Genomic DNA, 25,876 nt, shown 5'->3' with positions numbered 1-25,876 from the left:
CGCAGGTGTGGCAGGCGGGCGCGGCGCCCCGGGCGGGACCGCACCTGGAACTCGCAGATCGGCGACTTCGCGCTGCTCTACCCCTGTGGGAGCAGCATCAAGCCGCCGATCTGCGATGGGGGAGGTGGAGTCGGGATGAGGGAGGTGGAGGCGGGGTGAGGGAGGTGGAGTCGGGGTAAGGGGCATGCGCACAGGGGGCTGGTGACGGGACGGATGGAGGAGCCGCAGAGCAGCATCCCTCCACAGTCAGTCGCAGGCAGCACGCGCGGTGGAGGGCGGTCCGAGCACGCGCGGCCTCGCACATCGTCGAGCATGAGAACCCCGCGACCGCTGCCACCGTCCGTGCGCCTGCCGCTGACCGTCCGACGAGCCCGCGTCGCAGGGCTCCCGGCCGGGAGGCTGCGCCGCGCCGATCTCGAGGCTCCGCTGCGCGGGGTCCGATGGCGTCGGGGCACCCCTCGGACCCCGAGGGATCTCGCCATCGCCGCCGCGCCGCTGATCCCCGAGGGCGCCGTCTTCTCGCACCAGACCGCCGCGATCCTCTACGGCATCCCGCTGCCGGCGCGACTCGAGCGTTCGGAGGTCCTTCACGTCACGACACCTGCGCCGGCTCGCGCGAAGCAGGCGCGCGGATTCGCCGGACACTCGCGCCGGCTCGATCCGCACGAGCGACGGACCGTCTCCGGCGCGCCCGTGACGTCGCCGGCTCGGACGTGGTGCGACCTCGCGGCGAGCCTGGGCACGGCCGACCTGGTGGCGGCGGGCGACCACCTCCTGCGCGACCGCGAGCGCCCGGCGCTGGCGACGCGGTCCGAGCTCGCCGATGCGCTCGCCGGGCTGCCCCGCGGCACCGTGGGGGTGCGACGGCTCCGCGAGGCGCTCCCGCTGCTCGACGGAGGCAGCGATTCGCGCAAGGAGTCGCTGCTGCGGTACGAGCTGGTGACCGTCGGCATCACCTGGCTGCACGTCAATCCGACCGTGCACGACCGGCGGGGCCGGCGGATCGGACGCGTGGACCTCGTGGACGAGCTGCGGCGGACCGCCATCGAGTACGAGGGCGACCAGCATCGGACCGACCCGGCGCAATGGCGGCGGGACGTCGAACGGCACCGCCGCCTCATGGCCGACGGATGGCTGCTCATCCGGGTGACCGCAAGCGACGATCTGCGGGTCATGGCCCGCGAGATCGCTCGCATCCTCGCCGCTCGCGGAGCTCTCTGACCGCAGATCGGCGCCTCCGGGTCGCATCCCGCTCGTCGTAGCGGCACGAACTCGCCGATCTGCCTGCTGGGGGCGGAGAGGGGGAGGCGGCTGGAGGACGAGGGCGAGCGGATCGGCACGAGGAGCGCGAGCGGATGCACGACGCGCGGGCGGGCGGACGGGCTGCGCGCGGCGAGGGCGCACAATGGATGGATGACCTCGAGCAGCGCCTTCGACGCCGGCGCGGGCTCGGTCCCCCTCTTCGGCCCCGCGTCCGGTCCTTTCGACGTGGCCGAGGCCGTGCTCGAGGCGGCGCCCGTCCGCAACGCCTCGCCGCAGCCCGCATCCGCTCCCGTCTCCCCCGTGGACCTCGACCCGGGCATCGCCCAGCGCGCGGCCGCCGCCGCCGCGCCGCTGCTGATCGTGAGTGCGCCGCAGCCGGAGGGCATCCGCGAGCAGCAGGCTCGGCAGTCGCTCGACCCGTCGGCGATGGTCGACCACCGCTCGCGCATCGTCGCCTACTCGGACGACCGGGTGTCGTGGATCCGCGCCCGCAGCCGCGGCATCACCGCCACCGATGTCGCGAAGCTCACGAGCGAGAGCGCCGTGAAGTCGGTGCTGTGGGAGAAGCTCAACGGTTCGGGCTTCGGCGGCAACGCCTACACCGAGCACGGCCGTCGCCGCGAGCCGGTGATCGCCCGCTGGGTCTTCGACGAGCACGGCATCGCCGCGAGCAACGCGCTGTTCCACGCCTTCGAGGCGCCGCAGCACCTGGCGACCCCCGACGGCGTGGTCTCGCGCGGCTCGGGCTCGGTCGAGCTCGCCGAGATCAAGACCACGAGCAAGCCGTGGCGCAGCATCCCGCGCGGCTACCTGCGGCAGATCTGGTGGCAGCAGTACGTGCTCGGCGCCGAGCGCACCCTGCTCGTCTGGGAGCAGCACAAGGACTTCCGAGTGCTCGACGAGGTGCCGCAGTGCCGCTGGATCGAGCGCGACGAAGCCCAGATCAGCACGCTCATCCGCTACGCCGAGATGGTGCTCGACGGCCTCGAGGTCGCTCGCAGCCGCGGTTACTGATCGGACGCACCGCGCACGACACGGTGACCTGCCCGTAACGCCGTGGAAGCATCCGCACGATTGGATGGAGGCGTGCGGGCCGGGACGCGAGACGCCCGCGCAGCCTTCGATGAGCGGGGAGACACCATGCCCGAGACGCCCACCACCAGCACCGCTGCCGTCGTCGCAGCGTCCGAGCTGCCGGAGACGATGCGCGCCGCCGTGTACGACGGCCCCGGCGGGCCGGAGGTGCTGCGCGCGGCGCAGGTGCCGCGCGTGCTGCGCCTGCGCGACGAGGTGCTGGTCGAGGTGGTCGCCGCCGGCGTGAACCCGCTCGACGTGAAGACGCGCGCGGGTCGCGGCGTGACCCCCGGGATCACCGACTACCCCGCGGTGCTGGGCCTCGACTTCAGCGGCGTGGTCGTGCAGGCGCCCTACGCGGCGCATCCGCTGCAGCCCGGCGACGAGGTCTACGGTCTGCTCCCGTTCCCGCGCGGCACGGGCTCGTACGCCGAGTTCGTGAGCGCGCCCAGCCTGGCCGTGGCGCGCAAGCCCGCGTCCCTCGGGCACGTCGAGGCCGCGGCGGTGCCGTGCGCCGCGCTCACGGCCTGGGGCATGGTCGTGGAGGTCGCCAAGGTGCACGAGGGCAGCCGGGTGCTGGTGCACGCGGGCGCTGGCGGCGTCGGCCACTTCGCGGTGCAGTTCGCGGCCTACTTCGGCGGCCATGTGACGGCCACCGCCTCCGCCGAGAACGCCGCCTGGCTCCACTCGCTCGGCGCCCATCGGGTGATCGACTACCGCGCCGAGCGCTTCGACGAGGTGCTCGACGAGGTCGACGTCGTGATCGACCTGATCGGCAACGTGCACGCCGACACCGGCAGTCGCTCGCTGGCGCTGCTGCGCCCGGGCGGCATCCTCGTCAACGCGCCCACGGGCAGCTGGCCGACGATGGCGGACGAGGCCGCCGCGGCGGGCGTGCGGGCGAGCGGATTCCAGGTGGCCGGCAACGCGCAGACCCTGGCCGTCATCGGCCGGCTCATCGACTCCGGCGATGTGACGGTGCACGTGAGCTCCGTGCATCCGCTCGAGCAGGCCGCCGAGGCGCACGCCGCAGGGGAGACGAGACGCACGCGCGGCAAGCGCGTGCTGCGGGTGCGCGAGGGCTGAGACCGCCGGTCGCCGCGCGCGTGGGGTGCGCGGCGACCGGCTCGGCCCTCAGGCTCCGAGCACGAGCTCCATGACGTGGTCGTTCTGCGGGCTCGTGCCGAGCAGGAACGACTTGCGGCCCACGGCGACGAAGCCGTGCTTGCCGTAGAACCGCTGCGCGCGCGCGTTGAACTCGTTCACCCCGAGCCAGAGGCCGGAGGCGCCGCGTTCGGCGGCCGCGGCGAGGGTGGCGGTCATGAGGCCCGCGGCGACGCCGCCGCCGTGGTGCTCCTGCAGCACGTAGAACTTGCTGAGCTCGATGCTCGGAGCGGCGGTCAGCTGCGCGGCGATGGCGCCCTCGTGCGGCCCGTCGACGAGCATGGCGTAGCCGAGCAGACGCGCGCCCAGCGGCGACCCCCGCCGGTGCCGTCGAGCTCGGCCACGAGCAGGTGGTGCCGCAGGTCGGCGAGGTAGCGCTCGAAGCTGTCGACCGCGAGGTGCAGCGCCAGGTGCGTCTCGAGCTCCTCCTCGGTCGTGCCGGCCGGGCAGGCGAGCACGAAGGTCGCCTCCGCCAGCGCGGCGAGGGCGGGGGCGTCGTCGACGACGGCGGGGCGGATGACCATGCTCATGGGGCGGACCTCCTGCGGTCGATCCTGGCACGGTTCGGGAACGCCGAAGGGGGCCCGCCAGCGCGAGCCCCTCCTGCATCCGATCCGAACGGATCAGTAGTTGTTGACCTCGAGCGGGATGCCCGGGCCGAAGGTGGTCGAGATCGACCCCTTCTGGATGTAGCGGCCCTTCGCCGACGACGGCTTGAGGCGGACGACCTCGTCGATCGCGGCCTGGAAGTTCTCGTCGAGCTGCTCGGCCGAGAACGAGACCTTGCCGACGACGAAGTGCACGTTCGAGTGCTTGTCGACGCGGAACGCGATCTTGCCGCCCTTGATGTCGGAGACGGCCTTCGCGACGTCGGGCGTCACGGTGCCGGTCTTCGGGTTCGGCATGAGGTTGCGCGGACCGAGGACCTTGCCCAGACGGCCGACCTTGCCCATGAGCTCGGGGGTCGAGACGGCGGAGTCGAAGTCGACCCAGCCCTCGGCCACCTTCGCGATGAGCTCGTCGCCGCCGACCTCGTCCGCACCGGCGGCGATGGCCGCCTCGGCCGCGGGGCCGGTGGCGAAGACGATGACGCGGGCGGTCTTGCCCGTGCCGTGCGGCAGGATGACGGTGCCGCGCACCATCTGGTCCGCCTTGCGGGGGTCGACGCCGAGCTTGAGCGCGACCTCGACGGTGCTGTCGGTCTTCGCCGAGCCCGTCTCCTTCGCGACCGCGACGGCCTCGGTAGCGGTGTAGTACTTGCCGGCCTCGATCTTGTCGGCCGCGGCGCGGTACGCCTTGGACTTCTGTGCCATGAGTTTCTCCTGAAGTGAGTGCGCGGTCATCGAGCCTGGCTGGCTCTCCCGCGGCTTACGTGCGTGAGTGCGGGGCGGTCAGCGCCCCGCGTGCAGTGATGAGGAGGCTCAGGCCTCGACCGTGATGCCCATGGAGCGGGCGGTGCCGGCGATGATGAGCATCGCGGCCTCGACGTCGTTCGCGTTGAGGTCGGGAGCCTTCTGCTCGGCGATGGCGCGCACCTGGTCCTTGGTCAGCGTGGCGACCTTGACGGTGTGGGGGGTCGCGGAGCCCTTCTGGACGCCCGCGGCCTTCTTGATGAGCTCCGCCGCCGGCGGGGTCTTCAGGATGAAGGTGAAGCTGCGGTCCTCGTAGACGGTGATCTCCACGGGGATGACGTTGCCGCGCTGCGACTCGGTCGCGGCGTTGTAAGCCTTGCAGAACTCCATGATGTTGACGCCGTGCTGACCGAGCGCCGGGCCGATGGGCGGGGCGGGGTTGGCGGCGCCGGCCTGGATCTGCAGCTTGATCAGACCCGTGACCTTCTTCTTCGGTGCCATTCGTCTTCCTTACTGTCGAGCCGCCCGGAGGCGGCGCTCCCGCACTTCCGGGCGAATCCCGGACGCGGTGGAATGGTGGTGTCCCCGCGACGGAGCACGGGCAACCTCTTGAGTGTACGCGAGAGCGCACCTTAAAGCGAAGGGCGCCCCGTCGGAAGACGGGGCGCCCTTCCGATCCGTTCGGATCAGAGCTTGGTGACCTGGTCGAAGGTGAGCTCGACCGGAGTCTCGCGCTCGAAGAGCGACACGAGCACGGTGAGCTTGCCGCTCTCGGGCTTGATCTCGCTGATCGTGCCGGGGAGGCCCGCGAACGAGCCCTCCTTGATCGTGATGGTCTCGCCGACCTCGAAGTCGACCTCGGCCGGGATCGAGCGGGCCTGCGTGGCGGAGCCCTTCGCGGCGGTGGCACCCTTCGCGACCGGCACCTCCTTCGGCTCGACGAGGCTCTTCAGCATGTTGAAGGCCTCCTCGAACCGCAGCGGCGTCGGGTTGTGGGCGTTGCCCACGAAGCCCGTGACGCCGGGCGTGTGGCGCACGACGGACCAGCTGTCCTCGTTGAGGAACATGCGCACCAGCACGTAGCCGGGGATGCGCACGCGGTTGACCAGCTTGCGCTGGCCGTTCTTGATCTCGACGACGTCCTCCATCGGCACCTGCACCTCGAGGACGTCGTCCTCGATGCCCATGCTGACGCGGCGGTTCTCGATGTTCTGCTTGACGCGCTTCTCGAAGCCGGCGTAGGAGTGGATGACGTACCACTTGCCGAGCTTGCCGCGCAGCTCGGCACGGAAGTCCTCGTAGGGGTCGATCTCGACCTCGGCCTCGTCCTCGACGGGCGCGTCGACGGCCTCGGCGGCGACGGCCTCGTCGGTCGTCTCCTCGACCTCGGTCGAGCCGTCGGCCGTCTCGAGGGTCTCCTCGATGGGCTCGTCGCGTTCGATGTCAGACACAGCTTCTCTTTCCGTTCGAGTGGCCGCCCTCGTGGGGCCGCCGTTCAGGAGGTTGCGGAGCGTTGGCCAGGCAATGGGCGCTGCCGCGGTTCGACGAGCCGGAGCCGGTCAGAACAGGTCGTTCCCGGTGCCGAACACGTACGACACCGCGGTGCCGAACACGAGGTCGAGCAGCGAGACCAGGGCCATCATGATGATCACGAAGACCAGCACAACGCCGGTGTAGCTGAAGAGCTCCTTGCGGGTCGGCGTGACGACCTTCTTCAGCTCGCCGAGCACCTGGCGCAGGAACAGGGTGATCCGTGAGAAGGGGTTGCGGCGCTTCGCCCGCTCCTTCTTCGCGTTCTCGACGACATCCTCGCTGGGCTGCTCGTCGACCACTCTTCTCGCCAAGGCTCCGACCTTCCAGGTTCTCGGAGCGCCGAGGCGGAAGGCCCGGCGTCCGTACGCCGCTCGCCGCGAGTTTCACGACGACCGAAGTGCAGGGCGGACAGGACTCGAACCTGCAACCTGCGGTTTTGGAGACCGCTGCTCTACCAATTGAGCCACCGCCCTATGGGCCCCGGTTCCCGAATCGTGCACCCCCGGAAGGGCGCGCCGAATCATGGAGGTTCAGGGCCGCCTGGGCCAGTGTAGGTCACCCCGCACGGCACCGCAAAGCGCGGGCGCGCCGTACGGTCACGGGATCGAGTAGAACCAGGCGTTCGCGCCGGGCCACTCCACCTCGATGACGTGCCGCAGCTCGCGGTACTCGCCGTCGCGGTTGTGGCTGACGAAGTACACGATCGGACCGTCGGCGCCCTGCTCGATGCGCGACACCGTCATCGTGTGGTTGCCGCTGCCGTTGGGCTCCCAGTCGAAGATGCCGACGTCGCCGACCTTCAGCCGGTCGAGCTGGTCGAGGCCGAGCCGTTCGTAGCCCTTGCCCGCGAGCCAGCGGTCCATCGCCGGCACGTAGACCCAGGCCGTCGAGGCCTGGCCGGGGCCACCGCTGCGCCAGGTCGAGTCCATCGGGATGCCCCGCTGCAGCAGCCCCTGGCTCACGAAGTTGGCGCAGTCGCCACCCGAGGGGTTGTAGTCGCCCCACTCGGCGGTGTTGTAGTCGTAGGCGTGCCGCAGCAGGTAGTCGATCTGGGCGCTCACCGAGCCGCCGGTCGAGTGCGGCGGGGCGGATGCGGACGGCGCGCGTGGTGCGGGCGCGGCCCGCTCCCGGACGAGCGCGGCCTCGCGCACGGCGTCGGAGGAGGCGACCAGGGCATCCGCGGACTCCAGGAAGCGGGTCAGCTGCTCCGCGAGCCCGGCCGTCTCGGTCGCGGGCAGCGCGTCGAGCACGGACTGCAGGGCCGCGCGGGGCTCCTCCTCCGCATCCGCCCGCTCCTCGAGCAGCGCGGCGCCGCTCTCGCCGAGCGCCGCGGCGTAGGCGGCGCTGGCGGCCGTCAACGCCTCCGCGGCCTCGTGGAGCACGGCCGCGTCCACGCCGGCCCGCTCCGCCGCCGCCTCGGATTCGGCGTTGGCGCGCTCGATGCGGGCGGTCTCGGCGCGCAGCTCGTCGATGTCGAGGCCCTGCGCCTCCGCGACGGCGACGACGTCGACCGCCCCCGCAGCGGGAGCCTGCGGCACCGCGTCGCGGGCCTGCCGCAGCGCGGCCACGGTCTCGGGCGCGACCCGCTCGCCGACCTCGGCGGCGAGCACCGCGTCCACCGCCCCGGTCAGCGCGAGCAGCGCCTCGTCGGCGGCACCGCGCTCGGCGAGCGCCGTCTCGAGCCGCTCGCCGTGCTCGGGCACCAGCGCGGCGATCGAGGCAAGGTCGCGTGCGGCCTCGTCCCGGGCCAACGTCCTCGGCACCACGATGGCCGCGACGACCCCGGCGATCGCCACGATCGCGACGACCGGCGTCACGATCCAGGGCCAGCGGCGCCGCCGTATCCGCTGCACGCCGCCGTTCGGCTGCGCGCTGCCGCCCTGCTGATCCATCTCGCCCCCGGTCACCCGCTCAGCCTAGGCAGCGGCCCGCGTCGGGACCAGCCTCAGTAGGCTGGGTGCGTGACCCAGCAGCAGCGTCTCTCCACCCGCCTCGCCGCCATCGCCGAATCCGCGACCCTCAAGGTCGACGCGAAGGCGAAGGCGCTGCAGGCGGCCGGTCGCCCGGTCATCAGCTACGCCGCGGGCGAGCCGGACTTCGCGACGCCGGAGCACATCGTCGAGGCCGCATCCGCCGCCGTGCTCGACCCGCGCAACCACCGCTACACGCCCGCCGCCGGCCTGCCCGAGCTGCGCGAGGCGGTCGCGGCGAAGACCCTGCGCGACAGCGGCCTCGAGGTCGCGCCGTCGCAGGTGATCGTGACCAACGGCGGCAAGCAGGCGGTCTACCAGAGCTTCGCGGCGCTGCTGAACCCCGGCGACGAGGCGCTGCTGCCCGCGCCGTACTGGACCACCTACCCCGAGGTCGTGAAGCTGGCCGGCGGCGTGCCCGTCGAGGTCTTCGCCGGCGCCGACCAGGGTTACCGGGTGACGGTCGAGCAGCTCGAGGCTGCCCGCACCGAGCGCACGAAGGTGCTGCTCTTCGTCTCGCCCTCGAACCCCACCGGCGCCGTCTACAGCGACGAGCAGACGAAGGCCATCGGCGAATGGGCGCTCGAGCACGGCATCTGGGTGATCACCGACGAGATCTACCAGAACCTCGTCTACGGCTCCGTCGAGCGCGCGCTGTCGATCGTCGAGGCGGTGCCCGAGCTGGCACAGCAGGCCATCCTCGTCAACGGCGTCGCGAAGACCTACGCGATGACCGGCTGGCGGGTCGGATGGATGGTGGGCCCCGCCGACGTGATCAAGGGCGCCGCGAACCTGCAGTCGCACCTCTCGTCGAACGTCTCCAACGTGTCGCAGCGCGCGGCGATCGCGGCCCTCACCGGCACGCAGGAGCCCGTCGAGCGGATGCGCGAGGCCTTCAACCGCCGCCGCCAGCTCATCGTCGAGGAGCTCAACCGCATCCCGGGCGTTGTGACGCCCACACCCGAGGGCGCCTTCTACGTGTACCCGGACGTGAGCGGGCTGCTCGGGCGCGAGTGGGGCGGCGTGACGCCGACGAGCTCGCTCGAGCTGGCAGACCTCGTCCTCGAGCAGGCCGAGGTCGCGGCGGTGCCGGGCGAGGCCTTCGGCCCGAGCGGCTTCCTGCGTCTCAGCTACGCGCTCGGCGACGAGCCGCTGCTCGAGGGCGTGCGCCGCCTGCAGGCGCTCTTCGGTACGAAGTAGGGGCTGCAGGCCCGGGCCGCTCTCGGCCCGTCTCCCAGCCGCGAGCCCGCCTCGACTCCCTTGCCGCGCGAGCCCGCCCTCGACCCGTTTGCCAAACGACGGAGACTTGCGCGCGTCAAGCGCTGCATCCGCTCGTTCCGGAGCCCAAGGGGCCTCTCTTGGACTGATGCTCCGTCTTTCGGGAAGAGCGCTGTCGGGGAGGGGGCAGCGTTGGGGAGGTGCGCTGCGTCACGGAGGGGCCGGCGTGGCGGTCGAGGGACCGCGCAGCGCGCCGCAGCCGGGCTACAGCAGCTTGCGCTCCAGGGCCCAGGCCGTGAGCTCGTGGCGGCTGGAGAGCTGCAGCTTGCGCAGCACCGCCGAGACGTGGGTCTCGACCGTCTTGATCGAGATGAAGAGCTCCGCGGCCACCTCCTTGTAGGCGAAGCCGCGGGCGATGAAGCGCATGACCTCCCGCTCGCGCTTCGAGAGGCGGTCGAGCTCCGCATCCGTCTCCGCCTGCTCGCCGGCCGGCGCGCCGAACGCGTCGAGCACGAAGCCGGCCAGCCGCGGCGAGAACACGGCATCGCCGCCGGCGATCGTGGCGACCGCCCGGGAGACCTGCGGCCCGGAGCTGCCCTTGGTGATGTAGCCGCGGGCGCCGGCACGGATGACGCCGACGACGTCCTCCGCCGAGTCGGAGACGCTCAGCGCGAGCGCCCTGGTGCGGCCCAGCTTCGCGCGGCGCAGCACCTCGGCCCCGCCGCCGCCCTGCCCGCCGGGCAGGTGCACGTCGAGCAGGACCACGTCGGGCTGCAGCCGCTCGATCGTCTCGATCGCCTCGTCGACCGTGGCCGCCTCGCCGAGCACCTCGAGGGCGTCGTCGAGGTCGGCGCGCAGGCCGGAGCGGAAGATCGAGTGGTCGTCGACGATGACCACGGTGAGTCGCTCGGTCATGCTCTCCTCGTCTCAGGCCAGCGCAGCACGATCTCGGTGCCGGTCTCGCCGCTGCGGACGGTGGCGGCGCCGCCGGCGCGCTGCATCCGTCCGATGATGGACTCCCGCACGCCGAGCCGGCCGTCCGGCACGGCGGCGAGGTCGAAACCGGCGCCGCGATCGCGCACGAAGACCTCGGTCTGCGCGACTGCGATCTCGACGTAGACGCTGATGTCGCCGCCCGCGTGCCGGGCGGCGTTGACGACGGCCTCGCGGGTGGCGGCGACGAGCGCCTGGCCGGCGTCCTCCGGAAGCTCCGCCTCGCCGATCGCGACGACGTCGACAACGACCGGATGCTCGAGCTCGACCGTCTCGGCGACCTCGCGCAGGCGGGCGGCCAGGTCGGCGCCGACGGGCGCGGGTCCGGCGAAGAGCCACTCGCGCAGCTCGCGCTCCTGGGCGCGGGCGAGTCGGGCGACCTCGCTGGAGGCCCCGGCGCGGTTCTGGATGACGGCGAGGGTCTGCAGCACCGAGTCGTGCAGGTGGGCGGCCATCTCGGCGCGCTGCTCCTCCTTGACGCGGGCGACCCGCTCCGATCCGAGCTCGCTCCAGAGCTTGACGAGGCGCGGCGCGAAGAGGGTGCCGAGGGCGACGAGGGCGAGCAGGCTCGCCAGCAGGACGGTCATGACCCCCTGCGGGTTCGTGACGCCGAGGGCGGCCAGCACGGCGCAGAGCAGCAGGATGCCGGCCGCGAGCAGCCGCGTGCCGTTCGTGTAGGCGGCGGGCCACGACGGGTCGAGCCGGTCGACGCCGAGCGACCAGGCGATCACGGCGCAGCAGACGAGCGCGGCGCCCGCGAGCGCTCCGATCGCGCCGAGGTCCGCGACGACCGAGCCGAGCAGCGCCGTGATCGGCAGCGCCACGAGCAGGAGCAGCGCGACGGGGGTCGCGCGACGCAGGCCCTTCGCCTCCTCCGCGTCCGCCGGCTCCGCGACGGGAACGAGGGCCCACAGCCAGAGGTAGAGCAGCACACCGGCGCCGCCGAGCGGGGCGAGCAGCACGAACCACCAGCGCACCGTCGCGGTCGAGCGGCCCAGGTGCCGGGCGAGCCCCGCGGCGACGCCCGCGAGCAGCACCCGCCGCGGCCGAAGCAGCGGGGGTCTGGGCTCGATCACGGCGGTCGTCACCTCTGCATCCAAGCACGCGCGAGCACTCCGACCCCGGCCGGTCAGGGACGGATCAGGGGATCACCCCATCGCGGCCCGCAGCCCGCCTGCGACAGGCTCGGAGCCATGACCGACACCTCCGCCGCCACCGATTGGCGCTTCTTCCGCTGGATGCGGGGCATGGACGTGCCCCGCCGCGCCGGCTGGATCGGCGGCGTCTGCGCCGGCATCGCCGACCGCATCCGCATCGATCCGCTCATCGTGCGCGGCGTCGCCGTCGTGCTCGCCGTGCTCGGCGCGCCGGCGCTGCTGCTCTACGCGGCCGCCTGGCTGCTGCTGCCCGACGCGGAGGACCGCATCCACCTCGAGCGCCTGCTGCGCGGCCGCTTCGACCCCGCCGTCGTCGGGGCCGGCGTCATGCTGCTGCTGCAGCTGACCCCGCTGACGGCCGGCTTCTGGTTCCTCGGCTACTCCTACTGGAGCGAGCCGTACGGCGGCGCGGGCTGGTTCCTCCGCGTGCTCTGGACGGGCTTCATGCTCACGGCCGTGGTGCTGTTCATCCTGTGGATGGCGCGTCGGGCGCGCACCGCCGAGCAGCGGGCGGCGTACACCGCCGGCACCGCGCCGGCAGCGGGCTCCGCGGGCGGAGCGGATGCGGGCCCCACGTCGGCCGCGTGGGTCGCGTCGTCGACGGGCACCGTCGCCGAGGGCGCTCAGGCTGCGGATGCGAATGGTGCGCCGGGCGCGCCGGGTGGATTCCCGGCGCCCGCGGCCGGCGGCTCGTCCGCGGGCGCCGAGGCCGGCTCGACGCCGGCACCGGGCGCCGAGGGCGCAGCGACCGCATCCGCCGCTCCCCCGCAGCACGGCGAGCCCGTGGCCCCGGCGCCGCCGGCCGCCGACGCCCCGGCCGAGCAGCTCGCCGCCTGGCGGCAGCAGCAGGAGTCGTGGAAGCTGCACCACGCCGCCTGGGCGGCGCAGCAGCGCCAGGGGGTGGATGCGCGCATCCGCAGCGAGCTCGCCGCGCAGCGCGCCGCCGAGCGCGAGCAGCGGCACGCCGCCTGGCGCGAGGCGCAGCGGCGCCGCCGGCTCGCCAACCCGCGCATCGGCTTCGCCCTGACCGTGCTGGTGCTCGGCGCGGCGCTCATCGCGGCCGCCGCGGTCGTGCTCGGGGTGCGTCAGGCGGGGCTCGCCGAGGTGTCGCTGGCCGCGGGCTTCGCGACCGCGAGCGGCGTGTTCGGCGTGGCGATGATCGTCGCGGGTGCTGCGCGGCGGCGCAGCGGGTTCCTGGCGTTCCTGGCGGCGGGGTCGCTCGTCGTGGCGGGGGTGGGGTCGTTGGTGCCGACAGATCGGGAGCTGGTCGGGATCGACGCCAGCCTCGATCTGACGGAGAGCGGACGGTACTCGCAGGTGATCGGATCGACGTACCTGGGATGGTCCGGCCCCTGGGACGAGCGGAACCGCGCCCTCGAGATGGGCGTTGGCGAGATCAGCGCCGAACCCTCGCTGCACGTGCCCGGTTCGCTCGGCACGGCGCGTATCGATCTCTGGCAGGCAGCCGGCACGGTGTACCTGTCGCTGCCGGCCAATGCGGTCGTGCAGCTCGATCTCGAGGTCGACCCGGCGGCCTCCGGCAGCTACGTCGAGTACCCGCTGAACGGCGATGCACGGTACGAGACCCTCCTCCCGGACGACGGGAGGTTCACGCAGACGATCGGCGAAGGCGCCGGCGTCGACGCGATCATCACCGGCTGGCTCGGGAACAGCCACGTCGAGATCTCCCGGGCGTCGTCCGATGCATCCGACCGCCCCGAAGCACCCCAGACCGAGGAGGTCCAGCCGTGACCGAGCGCAGCAACCACGAGGACGACGCCCGCACCGAGCCGCTCGGCACCGAGGTCTTCGACTCGGCGCCGGACGACGCGACCGGCACCCGGGCCTCCGACCCGGCCGCGCCTGCGAGCGCGGAGACCGCCGACACCGAGCGACTCGACACCCCGACCGCGCCGCTCGACGCGGCCGCGCCCTCGGCACGGGCGACCGTGCCTGACGACGCGACCGCCCCGGCGACCGCAGCCGGCGTCGCGGACCCGCGGCCGCGCATCCGCTTCGCCGGCATCGCCTGGGGCGTCGTCTTCGCGACCGCCGCCCTGGTGCTGCTCGGCGTGGTGACCGACCCGGTGCGCCGCCGCACGGCCGCCCAGTGGCTGGGGTCGCTCGAGGGCGACACCGCGGCGATCATCCTGGCGCTCGTGCTCGGCGCCGTGCTGGTGCTCGGCGCGCTGCTCGCCTCGGTGCGCCGCCTGCAGCGGAGCCGCGCGGACGCCTGACCCCTCCCTGCACCGCCCAGATCGGCGGGTTCCTGCTGCTCGCGCGACGTCGAAGCGGCAGGGACCCGCCGATCTGCGGAGGGGGAGGATGCTGCGGGGAGGCAGGACAGGGCTGGGCTGGGCTGGGCTGGGCGAGCAACCCCGCATCCACCGATCGGGGGATGCGAGGTCGAGCCGAACGGGCGCTGTCGCCCCGCGCCCGTGAGGAGCAGGCTGAGGGCATGGACAACCACCAGAGCGTCGTGCGGGTGCACGAGCTCGTCAAGCGCTACGGCGAGCGCGCAGTGGTCGACGGCGCGAGCTTCGAGATCGCCCGCGGCGAGACCTTCGCCCTGCTCGGCCCGAACGGCGCCGGCAAGTCGACCACGATCGAGATCCTGGAGGGGTACCGCGACCGCACGTCCGGGGTCGCGGAGGTGCTCGGCACCGACCCCGGCAAGGGCAGCCTGGACTGGAAGCGGCGCCTCGGCATCGTGCTGCAGAGCAGCGGCGAGACCGGCAACGCCACCGTGCGCGAGCAGCTGCGGCACTTCGCGCGCTTCTATCCGGCACCGCGCGACGTCGACGAGGTGATCGCCGCGGTCGGGCTCGAAGCGCAGGCCGGCCAGCTGATCCGCAAACTCTCGGGTGGGCAGCGCCGACGCGTCGACGTGGCGCTCGGCATCATCGGCCGCCCCGAGCTGCTCTTCCTCGACGAGCCGACCACGGGTTTCGACCCGGAGGCGCGGCGCCGGTTCTGGGACCTCATCCGCTCGCTCAAGGCGGAGGGCACGAGCATCCTGCTCACCACCCACTACCTCGACGAGGCGGCGCAGCTGGCCGACCGCGCGGGCGTGATCGCCGGCGGTTCGATCGTCGCCATCGGCGCCGTGCACGAGCTCGGCGGCGCGGAGGCGTGGACCCCGGCCGTGCGCTGGCGGGAGGAGGGGCGGATGCACGAGCACCGCACCACGACGCCCGGCGCGGTCGTCGCCGCGCTCCAGTCGCGCCTCGGCGTCGAGCCCCAGGGGCTGGAGATCGTGCGGCCGACCCTCGAGGACGTGTACCTGCAGCTGATCGGGGCCGCCGAACCAACGACGGCGCCGGACGCCGCGACCGACCGGGAGGTCCGCTCATGACCTCGCTCACCGCATCCGCTCGGCGGCAGCAGCACCCCGGCGCGCTCGCGCTCGGCGCCGCGCGCATCGGCTACGAGGTGCGCGCGTACTTCCGGCAGCCGGACAGCGTGTTCTTCACGTTCCTGTTCCCCGTGCTGCTGCTCACGATCTTCGCCACGGCGTTCGCCGAGCAGGAATTCGGGCGCGACGCCGACGGCGAGGTCGTGACCGCCGCGGCGTACTACCTGCCCTCGATGCTGGCGGCGGGCATCCTGCTCAGCGGGCTGCAGAATCTCGCCATCGACATCGCGGTGGAGCGCGGCGACGGCACCCTCAAGCGCCTGGCCGGCACGCCGCTGCCGGTCGTCAGCTACTTCATCGGCAAGCTCGGGCAGGTGCTCGTGACCGGCGCCACGCAGGCCGTGCTCGTGATCGGGGTAGCGGCGATCGCGTTCCGGGTGCCGCTACCGACGACCCCGGAGGCCTGGCTGACGGTGCTGTGGGTGTTCCTGCTCGGCGTGCTGACCAGCGCCGTGCTCGGCATCGCGCTGAGCAGGGTGCCGCGCAGCGGCAAGAGCGCCACGGCCGTCGTGATCCCGATCGTGCTCGTGCTGCAGTTCGTCTCCGGCGTGTACCTGCAGTTCTCGCTGCTGCCGGAGTGGTTGCAGAGCATCGCGAACGTATTCCCCGTGGCGTGGGCCGCGCACGGCATGCGCGCCGCGCTGCTGCCCGACACCCTGGCGGTGCTGGAGCAGGGCGAGGCGTGGAACCTGCCCGGCGTCGCGCTCGTCTCGGGCGCCTGGCTCGTGGGCGGGCTCGTGCTCTGCCTGCTGACGTTCCGCTGGATCCGCAAGGACGGCTGAGCGACTGCGACGATGGAAATCGGAGCAGGAGGAGACCCGATGCCGTACTCGCGCTGGTGGCATGTCGCCGTGATCGGCCTGAGCGCGCTGATGACCGCCGTGCTGCTGCCATCGGCATTCAGCACAGCGCATCTGGCCGTGGGTCTGAGCGGGATCGCGCTGCTGCTGACCGCCTGGCTGGTGGGCTACCGGCGCGCCTTCTCCGACGAACGCCGCGGCGTCGCACTCGTCGCGGCGACGGTCGTCGCGAGCGGCCTGATCACGGCCGGCTACCCCGGTCTCGCGGTCGTGCAGAGCATCGCTCTGCCGCTCGCATGGTCGCTGGTCGACGGGGTGCGGAAAGCGCTCATCGCCAACGTCGCGGTCGTCGCCGCTGTCACGATCGGCTACGCAGCGAGCCTCGGTTGGCGGGCGGAGACCTTCACGCAGATCGCGATCGTGCAGGGCCTCTCGCTCACGTTCTCGATCGCCTTCGGTCTGTGGATCAGTCGCGTCCACGAGATCAGCGCCGAGCGCGCCGCCCTGGTCGACGAGCTGCAGCGCGCCCAGGCCGAGGTCGCCGCGCTGAGCCGCGAGGCCGGCGCCACCGGCGAGCGCGAGCGCTGGGCCCGCGAGTTGCACGACACCATCGCGCAGGACCTCACCGGCGTCGTGCTGCTCGCCCAACGGGCGCGCCGCGAGGCCGATCCGGCCGACGCGTTGGCGCTGCTCGAGGAGTCCGCGCGCCGCGCCCTCGACGAGACCCGCGCGCTCGTGGCCGCATCCGCTCCGCTCGGCATCGACGCGGGGCTCGGGCCGGCGCTCGATCGCCTGGCCGACCGCTTCGCGCGCGAGACGGGCCTGGACGTCGAGGTCGAGGGCGCTCCCCGGCCCTGCCGCGCGACCTCGAGGTGGTGCTGCTGCGCGTGGCGCAGGAGGGCCTCGCCAACGCCCGCAAGCACGCGGGCGCCCAGCGGATGCGGCTGCGCATCGCCGAACGCGACGGCGGCGTGCGCCTGGTGGTCGCCGACGACGGCTCCGGCTTCGATCCCGACGCCCCGACCAGCGGATTCGGACTGGCCGGCATGCGGGAGCGCCTGGCCCTCGCGGGCGGCCGGCTCGAGGTGACCAGCGGGGCGCGCGGCACGGAGCTCGCGGCCTGGCTACCGACGGGAGTGCAGCACGCAGATCACCGAGATGAGGACGGCTCCGGGGCTGCCCGCGACCAGGTTTGGGGTGCCTCGGCGACGTTGGGGCATGCGGGCGCACGCCCCAACGTCGCCAACACGCCCCGAAGCACAGCGACACGGGCAGGATCGACCCCGTGACCCTGCGCGTGCTCGTGGCCGACGACCATCCCGTCGTGCGCGCCGGCATCGCCGGGCTGCTCGCCGCCGAGCCCGGCATCAAGGTCGTCGGCGAGGCGGCGGACGGCGAGCAGGCGGTCGCCATGTCCGACGCGCTGCGGCCCGACGTCGTGGTGATGGATCTGCGCATGCCGCGACTGGACGGCGACGCGGCGACCGCCCGCATCCGCTCGTCCTCGCCGACCGTGCGCGTGCTGGTGCTGACGACCTACGAGACCGACGACAGCATCCTGCGCGCCATCGAGGCCGGGGCCAGCGGCTACCTGCTGAAGGCCGCTCCGCCCGAGGAGATCGTGGCCGGTGTGCGCGCCGTCGCGCAGGGCGGCACGGCCCTGGCGCCGGCACTCGCCGCCAGCCTCGTGCGCGGCATGGCCGACCGCGGTTCGACGCCCTCGCTCTCGCCGCGCGAACGCGAGGTGCTGGCGCTGGTCGCCGACGGGCTCAGCAACCCCGAGATCGCCGAACGGCTGTTCCTGGGCGAGGCGACCGTGAAGAGCCACCTCGGGCACGTCTTCGACAAGCTCGGCGTGCGCGACCGCACGCGGGCGGTGACCCGGGCGATGGAGCTGGGGCTGCTGCAGCGCTGAGCGCTCGGCGCGCGCTGGCCGCTCGGCGCTCGCTGACCGCACGGCGCTCGCTGAGTGCTTGGGGGCGTTCCCGAAGCGGATGCCGGTAGCGTCGCTGCGCATGGAGCCTGGAACACTCGTCGACATCGCCCTCGTCCTCCTCTTCATCCTGATCGGCGGTGTCTTCGCGGGCACCGAGCTGGCCATCGTCAGCCTGCGGGAGTCGCAGGTCAAGGCGATCGAGCAGGGCGGCAAGGGCGGGGCCCGCATCGCCGCGCTCGTCGGCAATCCGAACCGCTTCCTCTCCGCCGTGCAGATCGGCGTCACCCTGGCCGGCTTCTTCTCCTCCGCCTACGGCGCCTCGACCATCGCACCAAGCATCACCCCGGTGCTGGAGGGATGGGGGCTGTCGGCGAGCGCGGCCGGCACGACCGCCTTCATCGGCCTCACCCTCGTCATCGCGTACTTCTCGCTGGTCTTCGGCGAACTCGTGCCCAAGCGCCTCGCCATGCAGCACCCGGTGGCCTTCACGAAGGTGCTGGCGCCTCCGCTCAACGCCCTGGCCACGCTCATGCGCCCGGCCATCTGGCTGCTCTCCGTCTCGACGAACCTCGTGGTGCGCCTGCTCGGCAGCGACCCACACGCCGCCAGCGACCAGGTGACGGAGGAGGAGGTGCGGCACATGATCGACAGCAACGAGCACCTGCCCGAGCAGCGCAAGCTGCTGCTCACCGATGTCTTCCGCGCGAGCGACCGCCGCATCAGCGAGGTCATGCGCCCTCGGCCGGACGTCACGTTCGTCGAGCAGCGCTCCAGCATCGCCGAGGTCTACCGGCTCAGCCTGCAGCTCGGCTACTCGCGGTTCCCGCTCATCGACCACGACGCCGATCACGTGCGCGGCTTCGTGCACGTGCGCGATCTCATGGCCGCATCCGCCGACCGGCCCGAAACCACCGAGACGACGGCCGTGGAGACGCTGCTGCGCCCCATCCTCGCCCTGCCCGCCAGCAACACCGTGCTCGACGCCCTGCATCGCATGCGCAGCGAGGGCAACCACATCGCCGTCGTCATCGACGAGTACGGCGGCACCGACGGCATCGTCACGATGGAGGATCTCGTCGAGGAGCTGGTCGGTGAGATCTACGACGAGTACGACCGGGACCGCGACCCGGAGGACTCGAGCCTGCGCCGCGGCGACGTGCTCGAGGTCGACGGCGGGCTCGCGGCCGACGAGCTCGCGAACATGCTGGGCGCAGAGCTGCCCGAGGGCCGCTACGACACGGTCGCCGGTCTCGTGCTCGAGCACCTCGGCCAGCTCGCGAAGCCCGGCGATGCGATCGAGCTCGAGGGGCACCTGCTCGAGGTGATCGAGGTCGACGGCCACCGCATCGAGCGGGTCGCCGTGCGCGAGCGGGTCGCGGAGGAGGACGCCGCGGGGGCGTAGCCCGAACGTCGGCCACGAGGCGGCGCCGCGGCGGAGCGGATGCTGGCAGGATCGTGCCATGCATCCTCGTGCCGGCCAGCTCGCCCAGCCCAGCGACCTCATCGACGTCGACGCCCTGCTGAGCGCCTACTACGACATCCAGCCCGACCTCTCCGACCCCGCGCAGCGGGTGGCCTTCGGCACCTCCGGGCACCGGGGCAGCGCCCTCGACGGCGCCTTCAACGACGCGCACATCGCCGCGACGACGCAGGCGATCGTCGAGTACCGGTCGTCGCAGGGCATCACGGGTCCGCTGCTCATCGGCCGCGACACCCACGCGCTCAGCGAGCCCGCCTGGCGCACCGCGATCGAGGTGCTCGTCGCCAACGGCGTCGAGGTGCTCGTCGACGACCGCGAGAGCTGGACGCCGACCCCCGCGGTCTCGCACGCCATCCTGCGGCTCGGCCCGGGCGGCGCCGCGCCCGCCGGACGCCAGGTGGACGGCATCGTCGTCACCCCCAGCCACAACCCGCCCCGCGACGGCGGCTTCAAGTACAACCCGCCGCACGGCGGGCCCGCCGACAGCGACGCCACCGGCTGGATCGCGAACCGCGCCAACGAGCTGCTCGAGGCCGGCCTCGCCGGTGTGCGGCGCGTGCCGTTCTCGCAGGCGCAGGGCGCCACCCACGGCTACGACTTCCTCGGCACCTACGTCGACGACCTGCCCTCGGTGCTCGACCTCGACGCGATCCGCGACGCGGGCATCCGCATCGGCGCCGATCCCCTCGGCGGCGCGGCCGTCGACTTCTGGGCCGCCATCGCCGAGCGCCACCGCCTCGACCTCACCGTGCTCAACCCCGAGGTCGACCCGAGCTTCCCGTTCATGACGCTCGACTGGGACGGCAAGATCCGCATGGACTGCTCCAGCCCCAACGCCATGGCCTCGCTCATCACGCGCATGACCGGCGGCGCCGAGTACGACATCGCCACCGGCAACGACGCCGACAGCGACCGCCACGGCATCGTCACCCGCGACGGCCTGATGAACCCGAACCACTACCTGGCCGTGGCGATCGACTACCTCTACCGCAACCGCGAGGGATGGCGAGCGGATGCGGCGGTCGGCAAGACCCTCGTCTCCAGCGCCATGATCGATCGGGTCGCGGGCTCGCTCGGCCGCACGCTGCTCGAGGTGCCGGTCGGCTTCAAGTTCTTCGTACCGGGCCTGCTCGACGGCTCCGTGGGCTTCGGCGGCGAGGAGAGCGCCGGAGCGTCGTTCCTGCGCAAGGACGGCCGCGTCTGGTCGACCGACAAGGACGGCATCATCCTCGCCCTGCTGGCGAGCGAGATCACCGCCGTCACCGGCTCGACCCCGTCGGAGCTCTACCGCGGGCTCACCGAGCAGTTCGGCGACCCGTCCTACTCGCGCGTCGACGCCCCCGCCACCCGCGAGGAGAAGGCGAAGCTCGGCAAGCTCAGCGGCGAGCAGGTGACCGCCACGACCCTGGCCGGCGAGACCATCACCGGCAAGCTGACAGAGGCGCCGGGCAACGGCGCGAAGATCGGCGGCCTCAAGGTCACGACCGAGAGCGCGTGGTTCGCCGCGCGCCCCTCGGGCACCGAGGACGTCTACAAGATCTACGCCGAGTCGTTCCAGGGCCCCGAGCACCTGCAGCAGGTGCTGGCCGAGGCCCGCGAGGTGGTGGGCGCCGCGCTGGCGTGACCTCGTGACTGCGGAGGGGACCGGATGCGCGCATCCGGTCCCCTCATCGTTCGGTCGGCGGCGCTACGCCGCGAAGCGCGGTGCGTGCTCGCCGGCCTCGATGCGGGTGGCGAGGATGTTCGACGGCGCCGGCAGCGGGCAGACGAACCAGTCGCTGAAGGAGCAGGGCGGCGAGAAGGCGCGGGTGAAGTCGATGACGACGTTCCCATCCGCGTCCGGCGCGCTGATCGGCACGAAGCGGAAGCGGTACGACTCGACACCGCTCGTGCCGTCGCGCACCACCGCGCTGAGCGTGCCGTCAGCCGCCTGGCTGACGACGAGCGAGGCGTCCTCATCGCCGATGCGAGCCTCGACCGCGCCCGCGTGCGGCCTCTCGGCGCGGTAGCCGTCGACCGACTCGACCACACGCGTGGCGCCGTCGGGCGCCGGCACGAAGCGGCCCGGCACGAGCCAGCGCTCGTCGTACGGGAACGCCTCGAGCGCGGTCAGGGCGGCACGGCGAGCGGATGCGGGATCGAAGACCCGCAGGCCCACCGCACCGTCGCGCTCGATCACGCGCAGCACCGCGTCGCCGTGCGGCACCTCCTGCCCGGGTGCGACCTCGATGCCGGCGTCGCTGCGCGCGGCGCCGCCGACGGCCGACCAGACTCCGGGCAGCCCGTCGATCGCGCGCGGCTCGGCGGTGAGCCACTCGGTCGTCAGCAGGGCCGCGGGGCCGTGTGACGCGCTCACCCAGCGCCAGCGTGCGGCGCGCCAGGACTCCCAGCGTTCGAGTGACGGTGCAGCGGTGCTCATGCCCTCAGGCTAGGGCGCCGATCAGGCGTTCTCCTTGCGGAACGTACGCGTGCCGGCCCAGAGGCCGAGCGCCACGAGCACCGCGGTCCAGCCGATGCCCCAGTAGACGACGCCGTTCGCGAAGTCGCCCGCGAAGACCGCGCGTACCGCCTCGACGATGTGCTTGGTGGGCACGAAATCGCTGATCGTCTGCAGCCACTGCGGGCCCACCGACATGGGGATGAGGATGCCCGAGAGCAGCAGCACCGGCAGCGCCACCGAGTTGATGAGCGGGGCCATGACGTCCTCGCTCTTGGTCGTCAGCGCGAGGGCGTTCGACGCCGAGGCGCAGGCCGTGCCGAGGGCGATCGTGATGAGCAGGCCGATCAGCATGCCGCCGATCGAACCTCGCAGGCCGAAGGCGAAACCGAGCGCGATGAGCACGATGCCCTGCACGGCGAGCTGCACCGAGTCGCGCAGCACACGGCCCAGCAGCAGCGCGGTGCGGCTGGCCGGGGTGACCCGCTCGGCCTCGATGACGCCCGAGCGCCACTCGGAGATGAGGCTGAAGCCGGCGAAGAGCGCGCCGAAGATGCCGAGCTGGATGAGCAGGCCGGGCACGAACACCATGTAGGCGTTGTCGGTGCCGAGCATCGGGGCGAAGCTCTCGAGCAGCGGGCCGAAGAGCGCCAGGTAGAGCACCGGCTGCATGAGGCCGATGATCACCCAGGCGGGGTTGCGCAGGTTCATGCGCAGCTGGCGGTTGAAGACGATGGACGTCTCGCGCAGGAAGGTCATGGTCGCGCCTCTCAGGCGTGCTCGCGCAGCGAGCGTCCGGTGAGTTCGAGGAAGACGTCGTCGAGCGTGGGGCGGCGCACCTCGATCGACTCGAGCGCGATGCCGTCCGCGTCCAGGGACCGCAGCAGGCCCGGCAGCTCGGTGCCGGCGCGGGGCACGCGCACGCTCACCGTGCGGTCGGCGACCTCCGCATCCGCTCCCGCCAGCGCGGAGAGCCTCGCCGCTGCCGGGGCGACCTGATCGGCGGAGAGGACGATGAGCTCGATGAGGTCGCCGGCGACCTGGCGCTTGAGCGACTCGGGTGTGTCGCTGGCCACGATCTCGCCGTGATCGATGACGAGGATGCGGTCGCAGAGCGCATCCGCCTCGTCGAGGTAGTGCGTGGTGAGGAAGACGGTGCTGCCGCGCTCGGAGCGCAACGCCGAGATGTGGGTCCAGAGGTTGGCGCGCGCCTGCGGGTCGAGGCCCGTGGTGGGCTCGTCGAGGAACACCAGGCCGGGGTCGTGGACGAGCCCCATGGCGATGTCGAGGCGGCGGCGCTGGCCGCCGGAGAGGGTGCGCGGCTGGCGGGTCCAGAGCCCGTCGAGGTCGAGCTGCTCGAAGAGCTCGCGACCGCGGCGCTCCGCCTGCTGCTTGCCGACGCCGTAGAGCATGCCGTGGTCGACGATCTCCTCGCCGGCCAGCGCCTCCGGGCTCGTCGAGCCCGACTGCGAGACGTAGCCGATGCTGCGGCGCACGTCGACGGGCTGCGTCGCCACGTCGAATCCGGCCACCGTGGCGGTGCCGGCGGTGGGTTTGAGCAGCGTCGTGAGCATGCGCAGCGTGGTGGTCTTGCCGGCGCCGTTCGGGCCGAGGAACCCGACGATCTCGCCGGCCTCGACGTCGAGGTCGACGCCCTGCACCGCCTGCACCTGCTTCTTCTCGCGGCCGTGCTTGGTATCGAAGGTGCGGGAGAGCCCGCGCGCGTGGATCATGGGTCTCCTCGGGGTGGGAGTCGGCAACCTGCTCGGAGCGTACTCCGCACCACCGACGCCGTCACCCGCCGGTTCGGGCGCGCGCCCGGGCCGGCGGGCCCGGGGCCGCGCGTCCGCTCGCCCACTCGTCCGCACATCCGCTCGATGCCGAACGCAGTGCCTCAGCCGGTCTCGCCCGTCCTCGCAGTGCGGACCGCACACCATCTCGGCGCATCCACTGCATTCCGCATCAGGGCAGGGCAGGGCGAGGTCGGGCGGGCGGGGCGGGCCCGGCGGTTACAGCGAGACCCCCACCAGCACGGGCTCGGGATGCAGGATTACGCCGAACTCGGCCAGCACGCGGGTCTGCACGTAGCGCGCCAGCTCCGCCACCTGCGACGCGGTCGCGCCGCCCTGGTTGGTGAGCGCGAGCGTGTGCTTCGAGCTGATCGCCGCGCCCGAGCCCGGCAGCCGGAAGCCGCGGGAGATGCCGGCGTGCTCGATGAGCCACGCGGCGCTGAGCTTCACCTGCGGCAGCTCGCGCGGCACCGGGTCGACCTGCAGCGAGCCGCCCGAGCCGTCGAGCGGCACGATGCGGTCGACCGGAGCGGATGCGGGGTCCACCGGGAACCGCGGAGCCCCCTCCGGCAGGTCGGCCGCGAACGCCGCGCTGACGATCGGGTTCGTGAAGAAGCTGCCCGCGCTCGCGGTGTCGGGATCGGCCGCATCCAGCACCATGCCCTTCGACGCGCGCAGCCGCAGCACGGCCTCCCGCGTCTCCGCCGGGTCGACCGGGGTGCCCAGTTCGACGCCGAGGGCGTTGGCGAGCTGCGCGTAGCGCACCGGCGCGGCCCCGCCCGGGGTCAGGTCGAACTCGACCGCGAGCACAACGCCCTGCCGGCCGGCCTTGAGCGCGCTCCAGCGGTAGCCGAGCTCGAGCTCGTCACGCGAGAGCCGCACCACGTCGCCGCTCAGGTAGTCGAGGAAGTCGATCGCCACGAGCGTCTCGGCCACCTCCTGCCCGTAGGCGCCGATGTTCTGCACGGGCGCGGCGCCGACCGATCCGGGGATGCCGCTCAGCGCCTCCATCCCGCTCAGCCCGAGCTGCACGGTGTGCGCGACCAGCGCATCCCAGTCGTGCCCGGCCTCGACGCGCAGGCGCACTGCTTCCGATCCGCTCTCGATCTCGGCGATGCCGGACGAGCGGATGCGGATGACCGTGCCGTCGAATCCCTCATCCGCCATCACGGTGTTCGAGCCGCCACCGAGCAGCAGCCACTCTTCGCCCGAGCCCCACGTCTCGAGGGCGGACTCGACGATCTCGTCGCGCGTCGCCGGCTCGAGCAGCAGCCGCGGCTCGCCGCCGACGCGCAGGGTGGTGAGGTCGCTCAGGCTCCGGGCCACGGCGACACCACGGCCTGCGACTTGCCGAGCACGGTCTGCTCGCCGACGACGACCTTGAGGTCGATGCGCGCGGTGCCGTCGTCGTTCACGGCGCCGACCGTCGCGGTGACCGTGACGGATGCGCCCTCGGCCGGGTCGACGACCACGGGCCGCGTGAAGCGCACCTGGTAGTCGCTGACGTAGCCGTCCGCGCCCAGCCAGTCGACGACCGGCTGCACGGCGAAGCCCATCGTCAGCATGCCGTGGGCGAGCACGCCCGGCAGCCCGACGGAGGCGGCGACGTCGTCGCGGTAGTGGATGGGGTTGAAGTCGCCGGAGGCGCCGGCGTAGCGCACGAGCGTGTCGCGGCCGAGCGTGAAGGTCGCCTCGGCGACGACCTGGCCCTTCTCGAGGTTCTGCAGGGTGCTCATCAGTCCTCTCCTCGCACGACGAGGGTCGAGATGGCGGTCACGACGTGGGCGCCGGAGGCGTCGACGATCGCCGACTCGGCGGTGACCATCGAGTTGCCGCCGAGGCTCTTGACGCTCGTGACCGTGAGGGTCGCGGTGAGCTCGTCGCCGGCGACGATCGGGCGGCTGTAGCTGAAGCGCTGGTCGCCGTGCACGACGCGGCTGAAGTCGATCCGCGCCTCGGGATCGGCCAGCAGCTGCGCGAGGGAGTGCTCCTGCACGACGACCGGGAAGGTCGGCGGCGCGATCACGTCGGCGAAGCCCGCGGCCTGCGCGGCCGCCGGATCGAGCGAGAGCGGACTCGTGGCGAGCACGGCGCGGGCGAACTCGCGCACCTTCTCGCGGCCCACCAGGTACGGCTCGGTGGCCGGGTAGGTGCGGCCCTGGATCTCGGGGTTCACGGCGCTGTCGGGGTTGGCTGGCACCCGACGATCCTACGCGGCGGGGCCCGCGCATCCGCTCGGGGTCAGCAGGCGGGCTGCTCGGCGCGTCCGCGGCGGTCGGCTGCGGCGGGCTGAC

General features: G+C 72.8%; 27 protein-coding genes, 1 tRNA gene and 1 pseudogene. 13 read left to right on the top strand and 16 right to left on the bottom strand.

The genetic code is table 11. The features are described 5' to 3' along the window. Nucleotides 1-312 precede the first annotated feature (312 nt). From QQK26_RS12390 to QQK26_RS12380, 3 genes are all read left to right on the top strand, one after another. Entirely contained in the window at nt 313-1,221 is a 909-nt protein-coding gene (locus tag QQK26_RS12390) for a hypothetical protein (protein WP_284233197.1), read from the top strand. Nucleotides 1,222-1,413: 192 nt separating this feature from the next. Beyond that, nucleotides 1,414-2,277, top strand: coding sequence for a YqaJ viral recombinase family protein (locus QQK26_RS12385; protein ID WP_348520016.1), 864 nt, complete (start codon nt 1,414-1,416; stop codon nt 2,275-2,277). Nucleotides 2,278-2,403: 126 nt separating this feature from the next. Beyond that, nucleotides 2,404-3,423: an NADP-dependent oxidoreductase gene (locus QQK26_RS12380; protein WP_431308011.1), complete on the top strand. Its 1,020-nt coding sequence runs from the start codon at nt 2,404-2,406 to the stop codon at nt 3,421-3,423. A 48-nt stretch (nt 3,424-3,471) separates the two neighbouring features. On the opposite strand, the gene QQK26_RS16255 is transcribed toward QQK26_RS12380, so the two are convergent. The 8 genes from QQK26_RS16255 to QQK26_RS12345 all read right to left on the bottom strand — a co-directional run bounded on the left by QQK26_RS16255 (nt 3,472) and on the right by QQK26_RS12345 (nt 8,293). Then, nucleotides 3,472-3,783, bottom strand: coding sequence for a GNAT family N-acetyltransferase (locus QQK26_RS16255; RefSeq protein WP_348520015.1), 312 nt, complete (start codon nt 3,781-3,783; stop codon nt 3,472-3,474). Continuing rightward, nucleotides 3,738-4,031: a hypothetical protein gene (locus QQK26_RS16250; RefSeq protein ID WP_348520014.1), complete on the bottom strand. Its 294-nt coding sequence runs from the start codon at nt 4,029-4,031 to the stop codon at nt 3,738-3,740. Before QQK26_RS16250 ends, QQK26_RS16255 begins: the two co-directional genes overlap by 46 nt. A gap of 93 nt (nt 4,032-4,124) precedes the next feature. Beyond that, nucleotides 4,125-4,814, bottom strand: a complete 690-nt coding sequence (gene rplA, locus QQK26_RS12370; RefSeq protein WP_284233196.1) for a 50S ribosomal protein L1 — start codon at nt 4,812-4,814, stop codon at nt 4,125-4,127. Nucleotides 4,815-4,922: 108 nt separating this feature from the next. Beyond that, complete coding sequence (gene rplK / locus QQK26_RS12365; RefSeq protein WP_284233194.1) at nt 4,923-5,354, bottom strand: 50S ribosomal protein L11; 432 nt, start codon at nt 5,352-5,354, stop codon at nt 4,923-4,925. 185 nt (nt 5,355-5,539) lie between these two features. Beyond that, nucleotides 5,540-6,352, bottom strand: a complete 813-nt coding sequence (nusG, locus tag QQK26_RS12360) for a transcription termination/antitermination protein NusG (protein WP_431308038.1) — start codon at nt 6,350-6,352, stop codon at nt 5,540-5,542. 60 nt (nt 6,353-6,412) lie between these two features. Continuing rightward, a complete protein-coding gene (gene secE, locus QQK26_RS12355; RefSeq protein WP_284233190.1) occupies nt 6,413-6,697 on the bottom strand; it encodes a preprotein translocase subunit SecE in 285 nt (94 codons plus the stop codon). An 89-nt stretch (nt 6,698-6,786) separates the two neighbouring features. Further along, nucleotides 6,787-6,859: transfer RNA gene (locus QQK26_RS12350), tRNA-Trp, on the bottom strand. A 123-nt stretch (nt 6,860-6,982) separates the two neighbouring features. Continuing rightward, nucleotides 6,983-8,293 (bottom strand): amidase domain-containing protein, encoded by a 1,311-nt coding sequence (locus QQK26_RS12345; RefSeq protein ID WP_284233188.1) that lies wholly within the window; start codon nt 8,291-8,293, stop codon nt 6,983-6,985. Nucleotides 8,294-8,347: 54 nt separating this feature from the next. On the opposite strand from QQK26_RS12345, the gene QQK26_RS12340 reads away from it, so the two are divergent. Beyond that, entirely contained in the window at nt 8,348-9,556 is a 1,209-nt protein-coding gene (locus QQK26_RS12340) for a pyridoxal phosphate-dependent aminotransferase (protein ID WP_284233185.1), read from the top strand. 282 nt (nt 9,557-9,838) lie between these two features. Here the strand turns inward: QQK26_RS12340 and QQK26_RS12335 are convergent, their stop codons facing one another. Both QQK26_RS12335 and QQK26_RS12330 read right to left on the bottom strand, forming a co-directional pair. Next, the gene (locus QQK26_RS12335; RefSeq protein ID WP_284233183.1) at nt 9,839-10,489 is read right to left on the bottom strand and encodes a LuxR C-terminal-related transcriptional regulator; all 651 of its coding nucleotides are present in this window, start codon (nt 10,487-10,489) and stop codon (nt 9,839-9,841) included. Continuing rightward, the gene (locus QQK26_RS12330) at nt 10,486-11,655 is read right to left on the bottom strand and encodes an ATP-binding protein (protein WP_284233181.1); all 1,170 of its coding nucleotides are present in this window, start codon (nt 11,653-11,655) and stop codon (nt 10,486-10,488) included. Before QQK26_RS12330 ends, QQK26_RS12335 begins: the two co-directional genes overlap by 4 nt. Before the next feature lie 105 nt (nt 11,656-11,760). On the opposite strand from QQK26_RS12330, the gene QQK26_RS12325 reads away from it, so the two are divergent. The 9 genes and pseudogenes from QQK26_RS12325 to pgm all read left to right on the top strand — a co-directional run bounded on the left by QQK26_RS12325 (nt 11,761) and on the right by pgm (nt 20,979). Beyond that, nucleotides 11,761-13,476: a PspC domain-containing protein gene (locus QQK26_RS12325; protein WP_284233179.1), complete on the top strand. Its 1,716-nt coding sequence runs from the start codon at nt 11,761-11,763 to the stop codon at nt 13,474-13,476. Next, a complete protein-coding gene (locus QQK26_RS12320) occupies nt 13,473-13,961 on the top strand; it encodes a hypothetical protein (protein ID WP_284233177.1) in 489 nt (162 codons plus the stop codon). The genes QQK26_RS12325 and QQK26_RS12320 overlap by 4 nt, the downstream gene beginning before the upstream one ends. Before the next feature lie 221 nt (nt 13,962-14,182). Then, entirely contained in the window at nt 14,183-15,079 is an 897-nt protein-coding gene (locus QQK26_RS12315; protein WP_284233175.1) for an ABC transporter ATP-binding protein, read from the top strand. After that, nucleotides 15,076-15,921, top strand: a complete 846-nt coding sequence (locus QQK26_RS12310) for an ABC transporter permease (protein ID WP_284233172.1) — start codon at nt 15,076-15,078, stop codon at nt 15,919-15,921. The genes QQK26_RS12315 and QQK26_RS12310 overlap by 4 nt, the downstream gene beginning before the upstream one ends. A gap of 12 nt (nt 15,922-15,933) precedes the next feature. Then, a pseudogene (locus QQK26_RS12305) lies at nt 15,934-16,671 on the top strand (histidine kinase); the annotation flags it as partial. 140 nt (nt 16,672-16,811) lie between these two features. Beyond that, nucleotides 16,812-17,228 (top strand): sensor histidine kinase, encoded by a 417-nt coding sequence (locus QQK26_RS16530; RefSeq protein WP_431308010.1) that lies wholly within the window; start codon nt 16,812-16,814, stop codon nt 17,226-17,228. After that, the gene (locus tag QQK26_RS12300; RefSeq protein WP_431308009.1) at nt 17,225-17,854 is read left to right on the top strand and encodes a response regulator transcription factor; all 630 of its coding nucleotides are present in this window, start codon (nt 17,225-17,227) and stop codon (nt 17,852-17,854) included. The genes QQK26_RS16530 and QQK26_RS12300 overlap by 4 nt, the downstream gene beginning before the upstream one ends. 100 nt (nt 17,855-17,954) lie before the next feature. Continuing rightward, nucleotides 17,955-19,277 carry a hemolysin family protein gene (locus QQK26_RS12295; protein WP_284233168.1) on the top strand — a complete coding sequence of 441 codons (1,323 nt, stop codon included), beginning with the start codon at nt 17,955-17,957 and terminating at the stop codon, nt 19,275-19,277. A gap of 58 nt (nt 19,278-19,335) precedes the next feature. Beyond that, entirely contained in the window at nt 19,336-20,979 is a 1,644-nt protein-coding gene (pgm, locus tag QQK26_RS12290; protein WP_284233166.1) for a phosphoglucomutase (alpha-D-glucose-1,6-bisphosphate-dependent), read from the top strand. 63 nt (nt 20,980-21,042) lie between these two features. On the opposite strand, the gene QQK26_RS12285 is transcribed toward pgm, so the two are convergent. The 6 genes from QQK26_RS12285 to QQK26_RS12260 all read right to left on the bottom strand — a co-directional run bounded on the left by QQK26_RS12285 (nt 21,043) and on the right by QQK26_RS12260 (nt 25,758). After that, on the bottom strand, nt 21,043-21,774 hold the full coding sequence (locus QQK26_RS12285; RefSeq protein WP_284233164.1) for a DUF1684 domain-containing protein: 732 nt from the start codon (nt 21,772-21,774) through the stop codon (nt 21,043-21,045). Between the two features lie 21 nt (nt 21,775-21,795). Beyond that, nucleotides 21,796-22,551 carry an ABC transporter permease gene (locus QQK26_RS12280; RefSeq protein WP_284233162.1) on the bottom strand — a complete coding sequence of 252 codons (756 nt, stop codon included), beginning with the start codon at nt 22,549-22,551 and terminating at the stop codon, nt 21,796-21,798. A gap of 11 nt (nt 22,552-22,562) precedes the next feature. Then, the gene (locus QQK26_RS12275; protein ID WP_284233157.1) at nt 22,563-23,525 is read right to left on the bottom strand and encodes an ATP-binding cassette domain-containing protein; all 963 of its coding nucleotides are present in this window, start codon (nt 23,523-23,525) and stop codon (nt 22,563-22,565) included. 276 nt (nt 23,526-23,801) lie between these two features. Beyond that, the gene (locus QQK26_RS12270; RefSeq protein WP_284233155.1) at nt 23,802-24,908 is read right to left on the bottom strand and encodes a UDP-N-acetylmuramate dehydrogenase; all 1,107 of its coding nucleotides are present in this window, start codon (nt 24,906-24,908) and stop codon (nt 23,802-23,804) included. Beyond that, entirely contained in the window at nt 24,893-25,318 is a 426-nt protein-coding gene (locus QQK26_RS12265) for a MaoC/PaaZ C-terminal domain-containing protein (RefSeq protein ID WP_284233153.1), read from the bottom strand. The genes QQK26_RS12270 and QQK26_RS12265 overlap by 16 nt, the downstream gene beginning before the upstream one ends. Further along, a complete protein-coding gene (locus tag QQK26_RS12260; RefSeq protein ID WP_284235320.1) occupies nt 25,318-25,758 on the bottom strand; it encodes an FAS1-like dehydratase domain-containing protein in 441 nt (146 codons plus the stop codon). Before QQK26_RS12260 ends, QQK26_RS12265 begins: the two co-directional genes overlap by 1 nt. Between the last annotated feature and the right edge of the window lie 118 nt (nt 25,759-25,876).

Origin of the sequence: Arenivirga flava (assembly GCF_030161575.1) — a bacterium.
Classification (GTDB): domain Bacteria; phylum Actinomycetota; class Actinomycetes; order Actinomycetales; family Microbacteriaceae; genus Arenivirga; species Arenivirga flava.
The sequence above is the reverse complement of the archived record's forward strand: the minus strand, read 5'-3'. Positions and strand labels throughout refer to the sequence as shown.